The organism is Paenibacillus sp. FSL R5-0912, from assembly GCF_000758605.1.
Lineage (GTDB): Bacteria > Bacillota > Bacilli > Paenibacillales > Paenibacillaceae > Paenibacillus_AQ.
In genome coordinates, this window is record NZ_CP009282.1 from 1,932,409 (window position 1) to 1,949,487 (window position 17,079).

The 17,079-nt window shown below is 53.4% G+C and carries 10 protein-coding genes and 1 pseudogene; 6 read left to right on the forward strand and 5 right to left on the reverse strand.

The window, feature by feature from the left end:
- Nucleotides 1-68: 68 nt before the first annotated feature.
- The 3 genes from R50912_RS08210 to R50912_RS08220 form a co-directional block, all read right to left on the reverse strand.
- Nucleotides 69-1,394, reverse strand: coding sequence for a DUF4179 domain-containing protein (locus R50912_RS08210; protein ID WP_042233876.1), 1,326 nt, complete (start codon nucleotides 1,392-1,394; stop codon nucleotides 69-71).
- A complete protein-coding gene (locus R50912_RS08215) occupies nucleotides 1,333-1,929 on the reverse strand; it encodes an RNA polymerase sigma factor (protein WP_042241875.1) in 597 nt (198 codons plus the stop codon). The genes R50912_RS08210 and R50912_RS08215 overlap by 62 nt, the downstream gene beginning before the upstream one ends.
- A 256-nt stretch (nucleotides 1,930-2,185) precedes the next feature.
- Nucleotides 2,186-2,713, reverse strand: a complete 528-nt coding sequence (locus R50912_RS08220; RefSeq protein WP_042233879.1) for a hypothetical protein — start codon at nucleotides 2,711-2,713, stop codon at nucleotides 2,186-2,188.
- A 266-nt stretch (nucleotides 2,714-2,979) separates the two neighbouring features.
- Between R50912_RS08220 and R50912_RS08225 the strand changes: the two genes are divergently transcribed.
- Both R50912_RS08225 and R50912_RS08230 read left to right on the forward strand, forming a co-directional pair.
- Nucleotides 2,980-5,865, forward strand: a complete 2,886-nt coding sequence (locus tag R50912_RS08225) for a YhgE/Pip domain-containing protein (protein WP_042233881.1) — start codon at nucleotides 2,980-2,982, stop codon at nucleotides 5,863-5,865.
- 150 nt (nucleotides 5,866-6,015) lie between these two features.
- Nucleotides 6,016-7,410 (forward strand): helix-turn-helix domain-containing protein, encoded by a 1,395-nt coding sequence (locus R50912_RS08230; protein WP_231637802.1) that lies wholly within the window; start codon nucleotides 6,016-6,018, stop codon nucleotides 7,408-7,410.
- Between the two features lie 122 nt (nucleotides 7,411-7,532).
- Here the strand turns inward: R50912_RS08230 and R50912_RS08235 are convergent.
- A pseudogene (locus R50912_RS08235) lies at nucleotides 7,533-7,894 on the reverse strand (aldo/keto reductase); the annotation flags it as partial.
- 299 nt (nucleotides 7,895-8,193) lie between these two features.
- Here R50912_RS08235 and R50912_RS08240 point away from each other — a divergent pair.
- From R50912_RS08240 to R50912_RS08255, 4 genes are all read left to right on the forward strand, one after another.
- Nucleotides 8,194-9,804, forward strand: coding sequence for a GAF domain-containing hybrid sensor histidine kinase/response regulator (locus tag R50912_RS08240; protein WP_042233883.1), 1,611 nt, complete (start codon nucleotides 8,194-8,196; stop codon nucleotides 9,802-9,804).
- A 1,450-nt stretch (nucleotides 9,805-11,254) separates the two neighbouring features.
- Nucleotides 11,255-13,009 (forward strand): cache domain-containing sensor histidine kinase, encoded by a 1,755-nt coding sequence (locus R50912_RS08245; RefSeq protein ID WP_042233885.1) that lies wholly within the window; start codon nucleotides 11,255-11,257, stop codon nucleotides 13,007-13,009.
- Nucleotides 12,999-14,636: a response regulator gene (locus R50912_RS08250; RefSeq protein WP_042233886.1), complete on the forward strand. Its 1,638-nt coding sequence runs from the start codon at nucleotides 12,999-13,001 to the stop codon at nucleotides 14,634-14,636. Before R50912_RS08245 ends, R50912_RS08250 begins: the two co-directional genes overlap by 11 nt.
- Nucleotides 14,633-15,475, forward strand: a complete 843-nt coding sequence (locus R50912_RS08255) for an AraC family transcriptional regulator (RefSeq protein WP_042233888.1) — start codon at nucleotides 14,633-14,635, stop codon at nucleotides 15,473-15,475. The genes R50912_RS08250 and R50912_RS08255 overlap by 4 nt, the downstream gene beginning before the upstream one ends.
- Here R50912_RS08255 and R50912_RS08260 read toward each other — a convergent pair.
- Nucleotides 15,472-16,977 (reverse strand): FAD-dependent oxidoreductase, encoded by a 1,506-nt coding sequence (locus tag R50912_RS08260; RefSeq protein WP_042233890.1) that lies wholly within the window; start codon nucleotides 16,975-16,977, stop codon nucleotides 15,472-15,474. The genes R50912_RS08255 and R50912_RS08260 overlap by 4 nt on opposite strands.
- Between the last annotated feature and the right edge of the window lie 102 nt (nucleotides 16,978-17,079).

A 17,079-nucleotide genomic window follows, 5' to 3' on the forward strand; every position in this document is an offset into this window, starting at 1 on the left:
TGAAGCTCTGTGCCGCGAATTGTGGATTGAAATTAGCACCGCGGCACTTCGAAGACAATAGTGTATTTCTAGTGTTTCTTGCCATCTGTAGGCACCGTTATGGTCTCGTCATAAGTCTTAATATAGTGGAATCCGTCCAGCAGCAGGAACTGCGGCGCCTCCTCCGTATTGAACGAATACGTCCGCTCCCACAGGATGTTGCCGTTCTTCAAGTCCCATGGACGGGACTGGGATATAGAAGTGACGGGAACTGTGGTTCCTCCGGCTTGGACAGCTAAAGTCTCCGTGTCAAGGAAGGTGAACTGCTTCCCGGCGATCACGATATCATAGCCGTAACCAGTCCGGGTGACGCTTCGAATCCAGAGCTTCTCCTCGCCAAGCAGGATGGAGCGGTCAGAGGGCGCAGCCAGGGAGACAGGCTGCTCTATTTGCTCATATCCGGTGAAATTATCGAGTACCAGTTCAACAGTTTGCAGCTTGTCTGTCGGGAGTACATCGTATTCGATTTCAAATTCCGTAAGTCCTGTTTTGCCGGAACGTGCCGACCGCATGGACCAGTAATTCACTTCAATCCCATTCACATAGAGCTTGGTTACAGCCGAAAATCTCGGAGTTTCCCCATCTTCCAGTTCATAATGCCCCTTCACAAGGGTTGAAGTTGGAGAAGCTGTAATAGAGTCATAGTGGACCGTTCCCTGATCCACCGGAACAGCTTGGGAAATATCCGCTGTAAGCAGGCTTTTCATGGCTTTGTTCGCTTCAAATTTGAAGGAGACAGGATAGTGTGCCACTGTCCCATTCTCCAGCCGCTCGCTGAAAGTAACGGTCAATGTTCTGGAGAAAGGGCTGGCCGGCTCGAATTTGTATACTCCCTCGTAACGGGTACCGTCTTTGCTGCCTCCGCCGCTCCCCCCCAGAGGATCTGAATCCGTCAGGAACCCTTCCAGTTTATCTACTCCGTAACGGAGAGAATAGTTGCCGGCAGGGAAGTCGCCGGTATATATACTACCTGAAGCCGGATCAATGCTGTAATACATCGTCAGGGCGTTGTCGTCCGCAATCACCCCGTTAATGGTAATAACCGTTCCGTCATCTAACGTTTTGCTTTTATGGACGCTTTGACCGTATCCGTGGTCCGCCAATTCAGCGAAGGCCATGGTATCCAGCTCGCTTTTACTAAACAGCTTCCCGCCGTAATATGCAAATGCAGGATATTGATAGATGCCAACCGTCAGAATAAAGGCTGCAACTGCTGAGGCAACCCAGGTTTTCACTCTAATCCGGGTTCTTGTCTTCACAGGAACGCGCTCAAGCGCTGTTCGAAGTCTGCCCTCAAGTTCTGATGGGGTCATGATCTGCTGATGCTCCTGTAATCTCTCCTCGATCGTTCTCATAACGGTCACCTCCGATCATGGCTTTTAGTTTCTGTATGCCCTGCGAGATTCTTGACTTGATTGTACCCACCGGTGAATCGGTCATCTCGGCAATTGTCTGATAGGGAAGATCATGAACATAGCGGAGTTCAATCGCTTCCCGTTGCCGCGGATTCAGGTGAGCAAGCAACGCCGACATGTCCAGCTCAGACTCCGTATAGCGGTAGGGGTTATCTGCGGTCCATGCGGCAAGTGAAGGCTCCCGGTCGTCTTCGTCGTCCAGAGGAAGATAACGCTCCTGCTTGCGGAGGACGGTCTTGCAGCGGTTCACGAGTATCGTTTTGCTCCAGCTGTAGAAGGCCTCCCTATTGTTCAACTGCCCCAGCTTCTCGTAAAGCGTAACAATCATGTCTTCCATGACATCCATTGCATCATGCTCATTTCCCATATAACTGTAGGCAAGCCGGTAATAAGCGTCCTGTTCGGCCAGGATTAGTTCTAGTAATGCTTCTTTATTGCCCCGCTGTGCCTGTCTGACCAGACGGCTTACATTCATGTTCTCACCTCTTTCATAGATAAGAGTCCGCAGAGGTTCTAAAAGTTCATTGTGCACAAAAAAATCTCCACAGCCTGAACAGCTGCTCTGCTTCATGTTCTTGATGTTCTTGATGTTCTTGAGCACTACAGCCGCCCGTCATAACATGATACCCACAGACAGGGAAGTACTGTAGGCGCAAAAAAGCCACAGCTGTTGTTAACAACAGACTGTGGCTTGGGAGATGACAGAATAGGTTATCAGACTAACGTACCACTTAAGGTGTGTATTGCTGCACGATGGAGACGATCTGCCCGTTCTGGATGGTGATGTGGTAAGGAGATTGGCTTAGATCGAAAACATCAGTTTTGGCAAATTCCTGAGTGAACTGCTTCAGGCTGAGCGCCTCGTTCCAGTTAATGTCCAGTTCCTCAATATTACCAGTGTGGTCGTAGATCTGCATAGTTACTTTGGCATTAGGGGCTACCGGGTAGGAAGTCAGCGAATCGCTGTCATTCACGATATAGTAACCGTCGGGTATACCGCCGATTTCGGCTGCGGCTTCAGGCTCACGTTCAGCGAAGATAGCATCGGCTGCCGCACCTTCGTACCATGTAATTTCGTCCCCGGTAAGGGTGGTTTGACCCTTATTGGTTTCGAGTGCGTGTATGTAAACCGTCAAGTGCTGGATATGATCGCTGCTCTGGGCTTCTGCGGTCTTCATGGTCGTGCTGGCCGTAGTCACGAGGGAGAGGAACAACAGGACCAATACAGGAAACAGATAGACATTTTTGTTTTTTAACATTGTGGAATTTCCCCCTTGGCGTAATATGACACGGTGTAAGTCTATATACCTAATTACCCTTCAGTATAGTTCTCAAACGTGTTCATACCCTAATAACGTTGATTTTCAAGAAATGTTGCAAATAAATTTTCAAATCTCCCTGCCAGAGCCACTCCAATTATTGGGTTGCTTACCTCCAGCAACCTCCCGTTGCCAGTCACCGTCGTATAAAGCCTTCATCCGGGGCATATTAAGTTATCCAACTATCGGCTGAGAGGTGACTGGGGTTGAAGGAGATCTGGCAAATATACAAGAGAGATTGGCTGAGGCTGTTCAAGATACCTGTGGCCATGCTGCTGATTACAGCGCTTGTTGTGCTGCCTTCAGTCTATGACTGGGTGAATGTGGCGGCCGTATGGGACCCGTACAGCAACACCTCCGGGATCAAAATCGCCGTAGCCAGTCTGGATGAAGGTGCGGCCGTGCAGGGTACAAGCTTCAATATCGGTGCGGAGGTACTGGAAAGCCTGCGGAGCAATAAGTCACTCGGCTGGAGGTTTGCAGATGCGGAGGCTGCAGTGGACGGGGTGCGGCGGGGGGATTACTATGCGAGCATTGTGATTCCGGCAGACTTCTCTGAGCGGATGACCGGAATTCTTGAAGGTAAGCTGGAGAAGCCGGAGATTGAATATACCGTTAATGAAAAAATTAATGCGATTGCTCCAAAAATTACCGCAAAGGGTGCTTCCACAATCACTACGCAGATCACCGAGCACTTCACGGAAACGATCAGCAGTACGGTTCTGACCGCCCTGCGCGGGGTAGATGAGGAATTCCAGTCCGAGCTGCCCGCGATCCGCAGAGTGGAGGCCGGGCTGTTCAAGCTGGAGGCGGAGCTGCCGGAGATTGAGCGAGCCGGCAGGCTGGTACTGAAGCTGCAGGAGGATTGGCCGGAAATCTCCTCGTCTGCGGAGCGGATTGCCGGACTGGCCTCCAGGCTCCCCGAGGTAGAGCAGGCGGGAAAAGCCGTGGAGCAGATCGACGAATATTGGCCGCAGATTACGGCTGCCGCCGGACATCTGGAGGAGCTGCAGGAGAAGCTGCCCCGGATTGAACGTGCTGCCCTGCTGGTATCCGAGCTGGATTCGAACTTCAGCAAGGTGGACGGTGTGCTGGACCGGGCGGAGGTCCGGTTGGAAGAGGCCGCAGCCGCAGTGGACACTGCGGCCAAGGTTCTGCCGCAGGCTGACCGGATCACCGCTGCCGGCAGCAGCTTCGGGCTTGCGCTGCAGCAGTTCCTGGCCGGGAACGGCACAGCCTTTGCGGCTGTCCCCGGGGTTGTGCAGCAGAACTTGTATCTGCTGCAGCAGGCCGGGGAAGCGGCCGTGCAGTTGACCGCGCAGCTGCGGCAAGACGCCGCGCGGTCAAGTGAAGCGCTGCGGCAAGACGCCGCGCGGTCAAGTGAAGCGCTGCGGCAAGACGCCGCGCAGCCAAGTGAAGCGCTGCGGCAAGATGCCGCGCAGCCAAGTGAAGCGCTGCGGCAAGATGCCGCGCAGCCAAGTGAAGCGCTGCGGCAAGACGCCGCGCAGCCAAGTGAAGCGCTGCACCAGAGTGCGGTGCAGCAGGAACCCGCGCAGCGCTCTGCTGCGCGGCAGCTGCAGCTTGCCTCGGCCCGGCTGGCCGCGGCAAGCGAGGGGCTCGCCCACACAGCGCAGCTGCTGGGCGCCCTGAACACACTTGCGCCCGGGACCGCGGGCGCAAGTGATCTCCGCGCCGTCGAAGCGGCGCGGAAGCCCTATGCCGCCGCAGCTGCGCAGGCGGCGGCACTGGCACAGGCTGCGCAGGCAGGCGCGCAGCCCACGGAGGCTGAGCTGGATCAGCTCAGCCTGGTGGCAGGGCAGGCGGGAGCTGCCCTGGAGGGGGTTATCCCGCGGTACAACGCGGGAATTCTGCCCGCAGCGGAGCAGGTGCTGCAGCAGCTGACTGCGGATGCGGGGAATGCCGCGGCAGCGCTGCAGCATATTCCGCAGCGGCTGGCTGCGCTGGACACGATACTGGAGGAAGCGGGGACCGCCATCCAGTATGGACAATCCGGCCTGGCTGCCCTGCGGCAGGATTTGCCAGCCATCCGCGAAGAGGTGCATAACGCAACGGGGGGTATGACAGAGAAGATGGCGGCATTCAGCAATCTGGTCACTAACGTACTTCCGCGTATTAAGGAAGGACTGCCGGGGGCCGGGGCGCAGATTCACGAAGCGGCCGAATTTGCCAGAACCGGACTGCCTGCGGCGGAGGTGAAGTTCCGCAAGGCAGCGGATTTCATTACTGCCGGATTGCCGCGGGCAGACCAGGGAGTGGAACGTGCGGCGGAGCTGGTGCGCAGCGATTTGCCTGCGCTGGTGGCAGGCGTCCGCAAGGCGGCAGCGACGCTCCGCGATATCAAAGAAGAGGTCGATCTGGAGGAGATTGCCCAGCTGCTGGGCGGGGATATCCAGAGCCAGAGTGATTTCCTGGCGAATCCGGTTGTACTGAAGCAGCAGACGTTATATCCGATTCCCAACTATGGATCGGCGATGACGCCTTTTTATGTCGTGCTGTCCCTATGGGTAGGCGGTACCCTGCTGATCTCGCTGCTGCGTACAGCTGTGGATACCGGCGGAATCCGCTACCTTGGGTATCAGCTCTATTTCGGACGCCTGCTGACTTTCCTTACAGTCGGGATTCTTCAGGCGCTGGTGGCGGTTCTGGGTAATATCTTTCTGCTAGGCTGTTATGTTGCTGACCCGGTCTGGTTTGTCCTGTTTGCCGTACTGATCAGCGTGGTATTCGTGACGATAGTCTTCACGCTGGTCTCGGTGTTCGGCAGTATCGGCAAAGGGATTGCCATCGTATTTATGGTGCTGCAGTTCTCCAGCTCCGGCGGAACCTTTCCTATTAGTACCACCGGACACTTTTTTCAGGTACTGAATCCGTTTATGCCCTTTACTTATGCGATCAGCCTGCTGCGTGAAGCTGTAGGCGGTCTGCTGCCGGAGGTAGCGATCCGTGATGCGCTGCTGCTGGTCTTGTTCGGCGTGCTTGCGCTGCTGCTGGGACTTACGCTGCAAAAGCCGCTGCAGGGCTTCATCCGCAAAGCGGCCGCGCAGGCAGAAGAGTCTAAACTGATTTCGTAGATAAAATGGGGATATATAACATTTATTCCGTCTTTGTCAACCTATTTTGAACCGTTCAAACCGGATTGACCTGTATAATTGGGGGACTTATTATATAGGAATATCTGGATTAATATTCGAATATATGGTTTTTTGAGGGGCGGTATTGGTTTGCATCATAAGACTACAATTCAAGCGGAGCTGGCCGCTTTCCTAAGAAATGAAGGAATGACGATTAATCAATTCGCAGGGGTATCCGGCGTTAACTCCGGAACACTGAGCAGTATTATTAACGGCAACCGTCCCATTGCCATGCAGCAGCTGGACCGGATTACCTCCGGAATGGGGCTGGCTGAAGGGGCGTTCTACGAACTCTATATAGATGAATGTGTCATTCATTCCACACCCGACTGGCGGCGTCTGGGCCCGTTCCTCCACCGCTGCGCGGAGCTGAACAAACTGGAGTGTATCCGGCAGGTCGTCCTTATTATAATGGACAATATTACATATGCTCCTGTGCTGTTTGATACAGCGGAGCAATTCTACGGACAAGGCAACTATCAGGCGGCGGCTCTGCTCTATGAAGGGGTTGCCGACAGTGAGAAGTACCAGCATTCGGAACGGCTGGCCTTATGTCAGTACCGGCTGTTCACCATTAGGGTCGGCCAGGACCGGGAGGCGGACTTCCGGGCAGCCACGCGGTTCGAATATTTCGTGGAGCGGCTGGATGAGAGCGATCAATTAGGCGCTTTGCAGCAGCTGGCCGATGTCTATCTGTCATTACAGTACTGGGATAAGGTATGGCTGCTGGCCGAAGAGCTGTACCGTAAGACAGCGATTCAATATGAGATTAAGCATCACAAAGTCAGAAAGCAGAAAGAGCTGAAGGAACCTCCGAAGCCGCTATGCTTCTATATTTTATACGCATACTGGCTGCAGTCCGTGGTATGTGACGGGCGCGGTGAATATGAGCGTGCTTTGCATTATGTAACCTTATATGCAGAAATGGACTGGATTGTGGAAGATTCAGAGGAAGTCCGGCAAATAAAAGAGTATTTCAGCAGTCAGGCAATAGTCAACACTTATCTGTTCCGTTTAATGTGCGGAGATTTGGAAGTGCTTCATAACTATGTGGAGTATATCGGCACGGGCGGCACCGGCCTGCTCCCCGGAATGCTGAAGGCCGTTCAGGCAGCCAACCGGTTTCACTGGAATGTGGATGAGCTGATCGGGCGGTTCCTGCCGCAGGTGGAGCAGGAGTGGTCTCCCCCGGGGTATGACAAGCCGGGAGCGGAACTGCCGGATAATTACGCGGAATTGCTCTATGAACTGGCGGGATATTACCTGCGTGCCGGGGAACAGGAGCAAGGATTCCGCTACGTATTCAAAAGCCTGGAGGCTTCGGCGGAACTGGGCAGCGAGACCTGTGTGATCCGCTGTGTGCGATTGTTTGAGCAATATCGGCCGCAGGCTTCGGCTGCGCAGCAAGAGGACTATAAGAAGCTGATCAATAAAGTACAGACTGCCCATGCCCGCAGACACATCGCGCCGGCAGGTAAATTGTAAGAGGAATATTATCCGCTATAGGCTTGCAACTATAGTAAAGCACCGTCCATTTCCGGGCGGTGCTTTAACGTGCAGGTATTTGCTGCAAATGGGAATTGCAGGGCGGGCTATGCCGTGCCGCTGATGCCGGCTGCATTAGAGATTTGGGCAGCGGTCCATCCGCTGACAGCCGAATAGAGGATTTTACCCTGTGCGGTCAGATCGTCGAGTGCGCGGAGCGTTGCTTCCACGGGGGTTCGTTATCGAACCGGTGGCAGAAATACACATCAATATAGTCCGTACCCGGGGCGGCGCAGACTGCTTGTTCACCTTCACCGCGGTTATAGGCAATAGCTGTATCAAAGAAACTGATACCGCATTCAAAGGCTTTGGCAACGCAGGCATCCGCCGCCTTCTGTTCCGCCGCCGTGCCATAAGTAAGCCAGCTGCCCAGGCCGATTTCACTGACTTTAAGTCCTGTATTGCCCAGTTTTCTGTATTTCATCTTCTTTCCATTCCTTTCATAGTTTTTTTGTGCACTTTTTTAGGTTGTCTCTGTGTTTTTTCTGTTATGATGAGGACCTGTCCAGTTGATCGTAAAATATACCCTTAATTAAAGTGCAAGAACATAGAGAGTTTCCTTGCTAATTATCCAAATGGCTTATCATGCCGGCTCTGCTGGACAATCGGGCATTACAAGGTGAATGGTGACAAATAGGAATAATGGGCAAAGTTCATACATTGTGGAAATTAAAAATAAGTTTAAATAGTTAAATATGGATTTTGGAATGGAGTTCTAGAAAGATGATGGAGAAGATGAATACCCGGAGTCCGGTCATTTGCAATTTAGAGGATGCTGCAGACCGGATGATTGAACTGCTAAGCCAGATTTTTACGTCAAATACGATTATGATTACGATTCACGGTTTAGGCTTGGTTCCCCTGCTGCGGACCTTCAACCGGGAAGCGCCTATCATGAAGGAGGAGGACAATTTCGCCCTTCTTGATCCTATTCGCAGTCTGGTTATTCTTAATGACAATAAGCCGACAATGGTCGCTGACACGCATAATCATCCGGGGTCCACTGCTCTTGAATTTATACATACACGGGGCATACACTCGTTCATTGGCGTTCCTCTGATCACGGCGCAAGGGGAGTCTGTGGGTACGATCTGTCTGATGGACCCTGCAGCCGGCCTGCATACGAAGGAAGACCTGGATATATTAAGCGCAATGGCCTATTTTTTCACCTATATTATGAATTTGGAACGGAAAGTTGAATTCATAGAACAGCAGAGCCAATCCAAGCTGAATCTGTTTGCCATGCTCAGTCATGAAATCCGCACCCCGATGAACGGCATTATCGGCATGACCGATCTGATGATGACGACTGAAATGGACGAGCAGCAGCAGTTTTACATGGAGATCATTGAATCGAGCAATGCCAAGCTACTGCAATTTCTGAATGATGTTCTGGATTTCAGCAAAATGGAAGCGGGCAAGCTGGTCATTGAAAAGGAACCGTTTGATATTATCACCGCACTGGAGGAGAGCGTCTATTTGTTCTCCACCAAGGCTTTTGAGAAAAATCTGGAAGTGATTCTGAATGTGGATTCGGAAATTCCCCTGTATGTTCTGGGTGATGCCCCCAAGATACGCCAGATCATCATGAATATAGTAAGCAATGCCCTGAAGTTCACCCACGCCGGGGAAATCCTCATCGAGTTGAAATCATTGCCTGTACTCCGAGAAGAAATAGGAATAAGGATCACGGTGCAGGATTCTGGAATAGGTATAGCGGAAGACAAGCTGAAGCTGCTGTTCAACAAATATACCCAGGTTCACCAGAGCAGCGAGCTTCATCATTACGGAGGTACCGGACTGGGACTGGCAATCTGCAGACAGCTGGTGGAGCTGATGGGGGGAGAGATCTCCGTTGAAAGCCGTGAGGGGACAGGGACGAAGCTGGAGGTCACTCTGTATCTCGAAAAATATACAAGCCTGCCCTCGATTCCTTTCGAGAAAGATGTGCTTGCCTCCATTAAGATGCTGGTTGTTGATGATAATCAGACCAGTCTGCATGTCATCTCTTCGGTACTTGAGGACTGGAGTGTGGTAGTTAATTCTGCCCAGACCGCCAAGCAGGCGATGGATCTTCTGGCAGCTAACAACGATTATGATCTGATCCTTATGGACAAGGATATTGCAGGGACAGAAGCTACAGAGCTTGCCAAGCAAATGCGCCAGCTTGCTCCGGGCAGGGAGCTGCCCGTGATTTTGCTTGCTCCCCTGGGGACGAATCTGGACGAGGAGACCAAATCGCAGTTCGCCTCCATCATTATCAAGCCCATCCGCAAGGTGCATCTGCTCAATAACATATTGGCTTTGCTGAAGCACAGCAAGCCGGAATCCTAATTGCGCATTCTCCTCATATAATTGACGCGAGCCGTTTCTCCTGAAGTTGGGCGCTCCTGCACAGAACTGGCCGGAATGGCTGAAGCTCCTGACTCATTGTTAGGAGGTTGTCCGCAGCCTTGCGGAGGAGTTCCAGGCTGTGCATGTACCGCTTCAGGCTGTTTTTGAGGGAACCGTAGCAAGAATAGATGCGTAATAATGGGTCTGGGATGGTGTGCATCCAACAGCGGCCAGTACAATCTGATCGCTGCAGAGTGGCTGAGAATTGTGGGGTAGAGCGGGATTCTGCAAGGGTAAGCCAGCCCGGTCTCAGCTCCTCTAAGACAAATTCGGATTACAGCACCTACAGTGACAACGGAATAAGAGTAACAACAGCAATAGCAATAGCAAGAGTACAAGTAACAGTAAATTAAAGTGAAAGTAACAGTTAAAGCAAAAGTATTTGCAGCAAAGTATACAAATACCGCAGCACTAGAGCCTGTTTGAAGCCGGGATGTTACCGGAATTCAAGCGGGCTTTTTGGTTAGGTTTACTTTAGGGAATCATGAGTTTTGTCTGTTGCGGATAAGTTTCATTGGGATGTGGAGCGGATCTGCCAGTCAAAGGGATAAATCCTTCTGAATCCGCCGAATGCGGGCGCCAGGCGGGAATGAGGGGCATTAGTGCGCTTGATTTCACAGGCGGCTGCCCGGAAGTAGTCTGTCTGGAGTGGCGTAAGTGGCTTGATCTACTTAAGCTGCACAGGCTCCATTAACTCCATAAGCTCCATAAGCTCCAGCTTGATTTGCCTTCCGGGTGATTTTTTTCTTTGCCGAGCAAAGGCTGGCGAAATAAGCTGTTGCTGGTTGCTGGTTGCTGGTTGCTGGTTGTTGGTTGCTGGTTGCTGGTTGTTGGTTGCTAAGTGCTGGAGCAGGTGAGCGTACCGTCAGCAGAGTGAAGCGGACTGAAAAGCTCTTATTTCCCGAAAAACCCTTTTTATGAGGGTTAAGCGGACTGAGAATCAGCTATTTTGTTCATTTGGGCGTGAAATGGGCTGCGGCGGACCCATTTACGGAATCTGAGTCCGCTTAGCCAGCAAATCTGCCAGATTTGGGCAAATAGCGGATTTTCAGTCCGTTTGATTAGCTGATGGTCCAGATGGATGGACTATGATAAGCTCCGCCAAGCACTCGCATAGAGCGTGCGAGAAGTGCTAACTGCAAGTCCGCTTCATCCATTAGGGCTTCAGCCATGAAGGCCTCATCCATTACGGCGCCAACTCGGGTTGTAGCAGAGGAAATCCCCTCGAATTATGTTGGGGCGTATGAATTGGTGCCCTCCCCTTGTACATACGGTAAATCCATCCTCCGCATACGGTGAGTTCACTGTATCTTAAGCCGCTTATTGCCTGGCCCCTGGTCCGGGTGACATAATCGAAGAGTAGGCATGTACAGAGGAAGGCGTGAAGAACATGGACTATTTCCGGAAGCAATCGTTCCGCAGTAAATTAAAGACTGCATTCCTGGCCGTGATTCTCCTCTCTGTGCTGATGACCGGAGGACTGTCCTATTCCATCTCGGCGGCAATCATGGAGAAGAATGCGCTGAAGCTCACCCAGGATACCGTCGTCAAATCGGCACAGATCATCGATGAGAAGCTGAACAAGCTGACACTGATTATGATGACCTTTATGATCAGCCAGCCTTTTCACGATATGATGAGAGATGTTGTCTCCGGGGACACAGGCAGATATTATACCCACCTGAATGATCTTGATAACGTTTTCTCGCAGGCGCGGATTGCCGAGCCGCTGATTCAGTCCATCTATGTGTCCACGCCGATCGGGGAGTTCTACCCGTCGTCGATGAACCGTAACCGGCTGACGGAGTTCAAGGATACGTTTCTATATGAGCGCATTGAACAGGAGAAGAGGAACCTGTGGATCGAGGGCCATGAGGACATGCTGTTCTCCGGTAAGGACCGGGTGATCTCACTGATTCTGGAGCCCATATTCGATACTCCGGTCAGCGGTGTATATATCGTAGTCAATATCCGCGAAGACGGCTTCCGAAAGCTGGTAAGCGGAGGCACCGGCGGCGGGGCGCGCAGCTTCCTGCTGAACGCGGCAGGTGAGCCTGTGTATTCTGTGAAGGACCCGCTGGTCCGGCAGGCGGTGGAGGGCAGTCATCTGACCGGTAGGATCAGCAGCAGCCGGGATCTCAGCAATACGTTTAAGCTGGGCGGTGAATCCTATCTGCTGAACTATGCCCATCTGGGCATCGCAGATTGGACGATGACCACGATCCAGTCCAAAGCCAGCGTGCTGAAGGATATGATCTATGTAAAATGGATGCTTGTGGTGGTGGCCCTCGCCGCCTTTACGGTCACAATGATGGTATCCGGCGCTTTTACCCGTTATCTGCTGGGGCCGCTGCAGGGGCTGATGAAGGTGATGAAAAAGGTGGAAAGCAACGATCTGACCGCCCGGTTCGAGAGCAGCAGCGGGGACGAGCTGGCTCAGGTCGGTATCCGGTTCAACCGGATGCTGGAGCAGATCGTAGTGCTTATCGGTGAAGTTACCGAGGCTGAGACGAATAAACGCTCGGCGGAGATCAAGGCGCTGTCGGCGCAGATGGACCCCCACTTTCTGTACAACACGCTGAATACGATCTACTGGAAGCTGAATCTGAAGCAGGTGGAGCAGTCGCAGCGAATGGTAGTGTCGCTGTCCCGGCTGTTTCAGCTGGGGCTGAATAAGGGGCAGGAAATCACCACGCTGTCCAAGGAGCTGGAGCATGTCCGCCAGTATCTGGAGCTGCAGTGCAGCTGCTATGAGGGGTTGTTCCGTTATGAAATCCACGTAGAGGATGAAGCGCTGAATACACTCCCTATTCCGCGCATTCTGCTTCAGCCGCTGGTGGAGAACAGTATTCTGCATGGCTTCCGCGATCTGGAGAGCGGAGGCGTAATCGGTATAGAAATACTGGACGAGGGAGAACGCTGGTGTCTTACGGTCCGCGACAATGGAAGCGGCATGGAGGAGGATCAGGTCCGTGCGCTGTTCTGGCGGGAATCGGATAAGGGGTATGCCGTTTCCAATCTGATCCGCAGACTGCAGCTGTACTACGGGGACAGTGCGGTGTTCCGGGTGGACAGCGGGCCAGGCAGGGGAACGGCGGTCATCATATCTTTACCGAAGAGAGAGGAGCATCAGGATGGACGATAATGGTGTGATCAGCTTATGCATTATAGACGATATCAAAAGCGTAGTCGCAGGACTCACCTGCATGAATTGGGCGGAGCAGGGTATCCGGGTGGCGGGTACGGCAGCCAACGGGGAGGATGGCCTGGACATGATCTCGGAGCTCCGCCCGGATCTTGTCATTACGGATATACGGATGCCGAGAATGGATGGACTCTCCATGCTGCGGGCCGTGCTGGAGCGCCACCGGGACTGTAAGGTGATTCTGATCAGCGGATATGCCGATTTTGAATATGCGCAGCAGGCTGTCCAGCTTGGCGCTTTTGACTTTGTCGTCAAGCCGTTTACCGAAGAGGATATTATGAAGGCGGTGCTGCGGGCGAAGGCGGAGATTATGGAAGAAAGGTCGAAGCTGCTTACCCTGCGGGAGATGGAAAATATGCTGCGGGAGAGTCTGCCGGTGCTGCGGCAGGAATATTTCGCCCTGCTGGTCAGCCACCGTACAGCCTGGGAGCAGGCGGCAGCCCGCTGGGAATTCCTGAATATCGATCTGAACCCGCAGGGGTTTGTGGTCATGCTGCTTGAGATCGATCGCTTTCAGGAGCGGGCAGCCGAGCTGTCCATCCGCGAGGTGGAACTGATCCGCTTCTCGCTGCTCAATATCACGCAGGAGACGATTGCCGAGCATGTGCGGTGCGTAGTCTTCCGCGCCAGACATAACCGCTATCTGGCGGTTATGAATGACTGCAGCGCGGTCAGTGCAGTGGAGATCGCCGAACGCTGCTGCCGGAATATTGAGCGCTATACCAAGTTCACCGTTTCGGTCGGGGTCGGAGGCAGAGTGGAGGAGACGAGTGAGCTGCCCGACTCCTATCTGCAGGCCAACCGGGCGCTGGCCTATCATCTGTTCACGGAAGGCAATGCAGCCATCCGCTATGACGATATTCTTCCGGCCGGCAGCCAGGAGCCGCTGTCCCTGGAATACAAGGATGAGCTGCTGCTGGCGCTGCGCTCCGGCAATGCCGGCAAGGCAGCGGCCATTCTGGAGGATATATCGACGGGCCTCCAGAGTCTAATCTCCCGGCAGAATCCGGATTATCTGCTCAGCTTGTACGATGAGCTGGCTGCCTCGGCGATCCGGAGCTTCTATGAGCTGATTCCGTATGCGGATATTCAGCCCCTGATCCAGAGGTTCAGGGCCGTTCAGGGAACAGCCGGACTGCCGCTGGCCTCTCTGCAGCGGCAGTTGCTGGAGTTATGCGTGGAAGGGGCCGCACTGGTGCGCAAGAACAGCCTGTCCGAGGGGCAGAAGGTCATCTATGCCTCACTAGATTATATCCAGAGCCATCTCTCTGAGGATATAACGGTAGGGGATTGCGCCGCTCATGTCCATCTCAGCGCGAGCTACTACTCCAGCCTGTTCAAGAAGGTGACCGGTATGACGGTCACACAGTATGTGACAACGGAGAAGATCCAGAAGGCCAAAGCGCTGCTAATAGAGGGGATGCCTGTGCAGGAGGTCGCCCTTGCAGCGGGTTACGAGGAGCGGCGGTATTTCAGCGAAATGTTCAAGAAAATCACCGGGCAGACACCTTCAGAATTCAGGGCGGGCTATCATCCTGACCGGCCGGAGGAGAAACCTTACCGATGATGAAGCCAGATCCGCATCGTTCCGGCATCATATATGCTAACTATTTCGCACACACGAAGCCCCACTCCGTGAAGTACGAAGAGGGGCTGACCTACTATCTGTTCCGGTTTCAGGCAGAAGGTACCTGCCGGGCGCTGGTGGCCGGGAATTACGAGACCATCATCCCCGGCGACCTGCTCATTTATCCTCCCGATCAGCCCTACGCACTAAGCGTTCAGCCCCGAAGCGTACCGGCATCGGGTGAGACTCAGCCTGCTTCGGACTATTTCCTGGCCGGCAAGGGGGAATGGCTGGACGCGTGGTGGGCCAACACAAGCCTGCCCGTAAAAACGAATATCGGGTTTGACGATACGGTGCTTACGCTATGGAAGCATATTATCAGCGAGAAGAAAAAAATGATGCAGAACCTGGACGAGATCATGGACTATCTTCTGAGAACGTTTTGCCTGACCCTGGAGCATGTGATTGGGATCAATCCGCGCACCAAGGGAGCGGATACCGCGTACATGCTTAAGCTATTCATAGACAACCATGCCCATGAACCGCTTAGCCTGGAGCGGATATCGGCCTCCGCCGGGTTAAGTGTGTCCCGCTGCTCCTATCTGTTCAAGGCTTCTTTTGGCCAATCCATGTTCGCCTACTGTATCAGCGTCAGACTGAAGCTTGCGCAGCAGCAGGTGCTGTACAGTGATCTGACGCTTGAACAGATTGCCGACAAAACGGGCTTCCAGAGCTATGCCCACTTCTGCCGGATGTTCCGCGGACACTTTGAACATTCTCCGGGAGAATACCGGCGCAAATTCGGTTTCCGGATCAAGACGGATGGATGCGCAGATTAGACGTCTGCATACAAAACCTGATTTTCTTGAAGCAGGATGGAATGCAGCTTCTCCACCTGTACATTCTGAACAATCCCGTCCCCGTCGAGCGCCAGTGCAGCAGCGGCTGCAGCTGACTGCCCCAGGATCATGAATACCGGTTCCATCCGGATTGAGCCGTAGGCGGCATGGGTAGCAGATACACATACCGGTACGATCAGATTGGTGCACTCCGTCCGTTTCGGCACAACCGCACGGTAGCTAATCGGGTAAGGTGCAGCCAATCTAACATAGAATCCGCCCTCTGTACTTACATGGCCGTCTTCGTTCACATAGTATTGGGTGTGGTGCGAGTCCATGGCGAAGGAGCCCATTCCGATGGAATCCGTCACCGGGTTGTCCAGTCTGACATCATGCTCTGTAACCACATAATCGCCGATCATTCTGCGGGATTCCCTGATATATAACTGGGGCGTCCAGTGGCCGCTGTCCGTGAATTCATCAAGCGGCAGCCCCCACGGCTTGTAGACCGCCCGGATCTCCTCCGGTACTCGCGGATGATTCTGCAGTGTCCAGACATAGCCTTGCTGATAGATACGGTGGGCCTCCCAAATTTGTTCTCTTGCAGAATAATCAGCCTCTGCATAGCTATGGTTCATTCCGTTGTAATCCGTAGAAATGCCGCTGTTGTTATTGGAATCCGTCTTCTCTGCAGTAACCCGGTTTAATTTAAAGAATCGGGAGCGCTGTCCCTGCTCGATGGCCCGGAACAGAATCTCATAATCGGCCTCGTTATACCCCTCAGGCTTGCCGATCTCCAGGCGGTTATCCGGATTGTCTGTCAGGCACATGCGGAAGTTATACGCCTGAAGCTTGTTGTCGCCGTCACCGACACAGCCGCCGCGGGAAGCATTGACCCGGGGCAGCAAGCCGCTTGTAGGGACTCCTTTAAGGACATAAGGGTCGATTCCCGCAGGCAGCTCATTCAGCTCATCGCCGGGCTGAATGCCGTTTAATGTCTCGCCGTACGCTGAATTCGGCTCCCGGCCAACCATATAGGATACGCCGGCTTTGCCCATCAGATCTCCTTCATACGTAGCGTCAATGAATATCCTGCCGTTATAGGTGTTCCCGGACTCCATGCGGATAGAGGTGATGCTGGCGCCTTGTCTGGTCACTCCGTCCTGAAGCTCAAGCCTGTCTCCGCAGACGACTTCAACAGGGTGTTCGGCCACCAGGTCCTGCAGGACTTCGAGCGCCACTTTGGGTTCGAACAGCCAGCGTGCCCCGTCTTCGTTATATTTCCGGCCCACCCGCCGGTAGAACTCCAGGGACAGGCCGCCAACCGCCTGCTTCATCCCCACATCCGTATCGCCCAGACCTCCGCTGGTAAGGCCCCCAATGCGCTGTCCCTGCTCGATCACCACCACGGTTTTGCCCATTTTGGCGGCTTGGACCGCAGCTGTAATCCCTGCTGCCGTTCCGCCGTAAATGACAATATCATACACCTTTTCCCGGTTCATAGTACGCCTCCTAATGCCTGATTTCACCTGCAGAAATTATCATAACTGCTGGCCGGCCAAGCGGGAATGATGGATCTTCCTTTTTGATTTGACGGATCTTAC

What these genes read in the sequence shown, in the direction of transcription:
- R50912_RS08210 (WP_042233876.1), bottom strand. Translation starts at nt 1,394, where the DNA reads ATGAGAACGATCGAGGAGAGATTACAGGAGCATCAGCAGATCATGACC.
- R50912_RS08215 (WP_042241875.1), bottom strand. Translation starts at nt 1,929, where the DNA reads ATGAATGTAAGCCGTCTGGTCAGACAGGCACAGCGGGGCAATAAAGAA.
- R50912_RS08220 (WP_042233879.1), bottom strand. Translation starts at nt 2,713, where the DNA reads ATGTTAAAAAACAAAAATGTCTATCTGTTTCCTGTATTGGTCCTGTTG.
- R50912_RS08240 (WP_042233883.1), top strand. Translation starts at nt 8,194, where the DNA reads ATGATGGAGAAGATGAATACCCGGAGTCCGGTCATTTGCAATTTAGAG.
- R50912_RS08245 (WP_042233885.1), top strand. Translation starts at nt 11,255, where the DNA reads ATGGACTATTTCCGGAAGCAATCGTTCCGCAGTAAATTAAAGACTGCA.
- R50912_RS08250 (WP_042233886.1), top strand. Translation starts at nt 12,999, where the DNA reads ATGGACGATAATGGTGTGATCAGCTTATGCATTATAGACGATATCAAA.
- R50912_RS08255 (WP_042233888.1), top strand. Translation starts at nt 14,633, where the DNA reads ATGATGAAGCCAGATCCGCATCGTTCCGGCATCATATATGCTAACTAT.
- R50912_RS08260 (WP_042233890.1), bottom strand. Translation starts at nt 16,977, where the DNA reads ATGAACCGGGAAAAGGTGTATGATATTGTCATTTACGGCGGAACGGCA.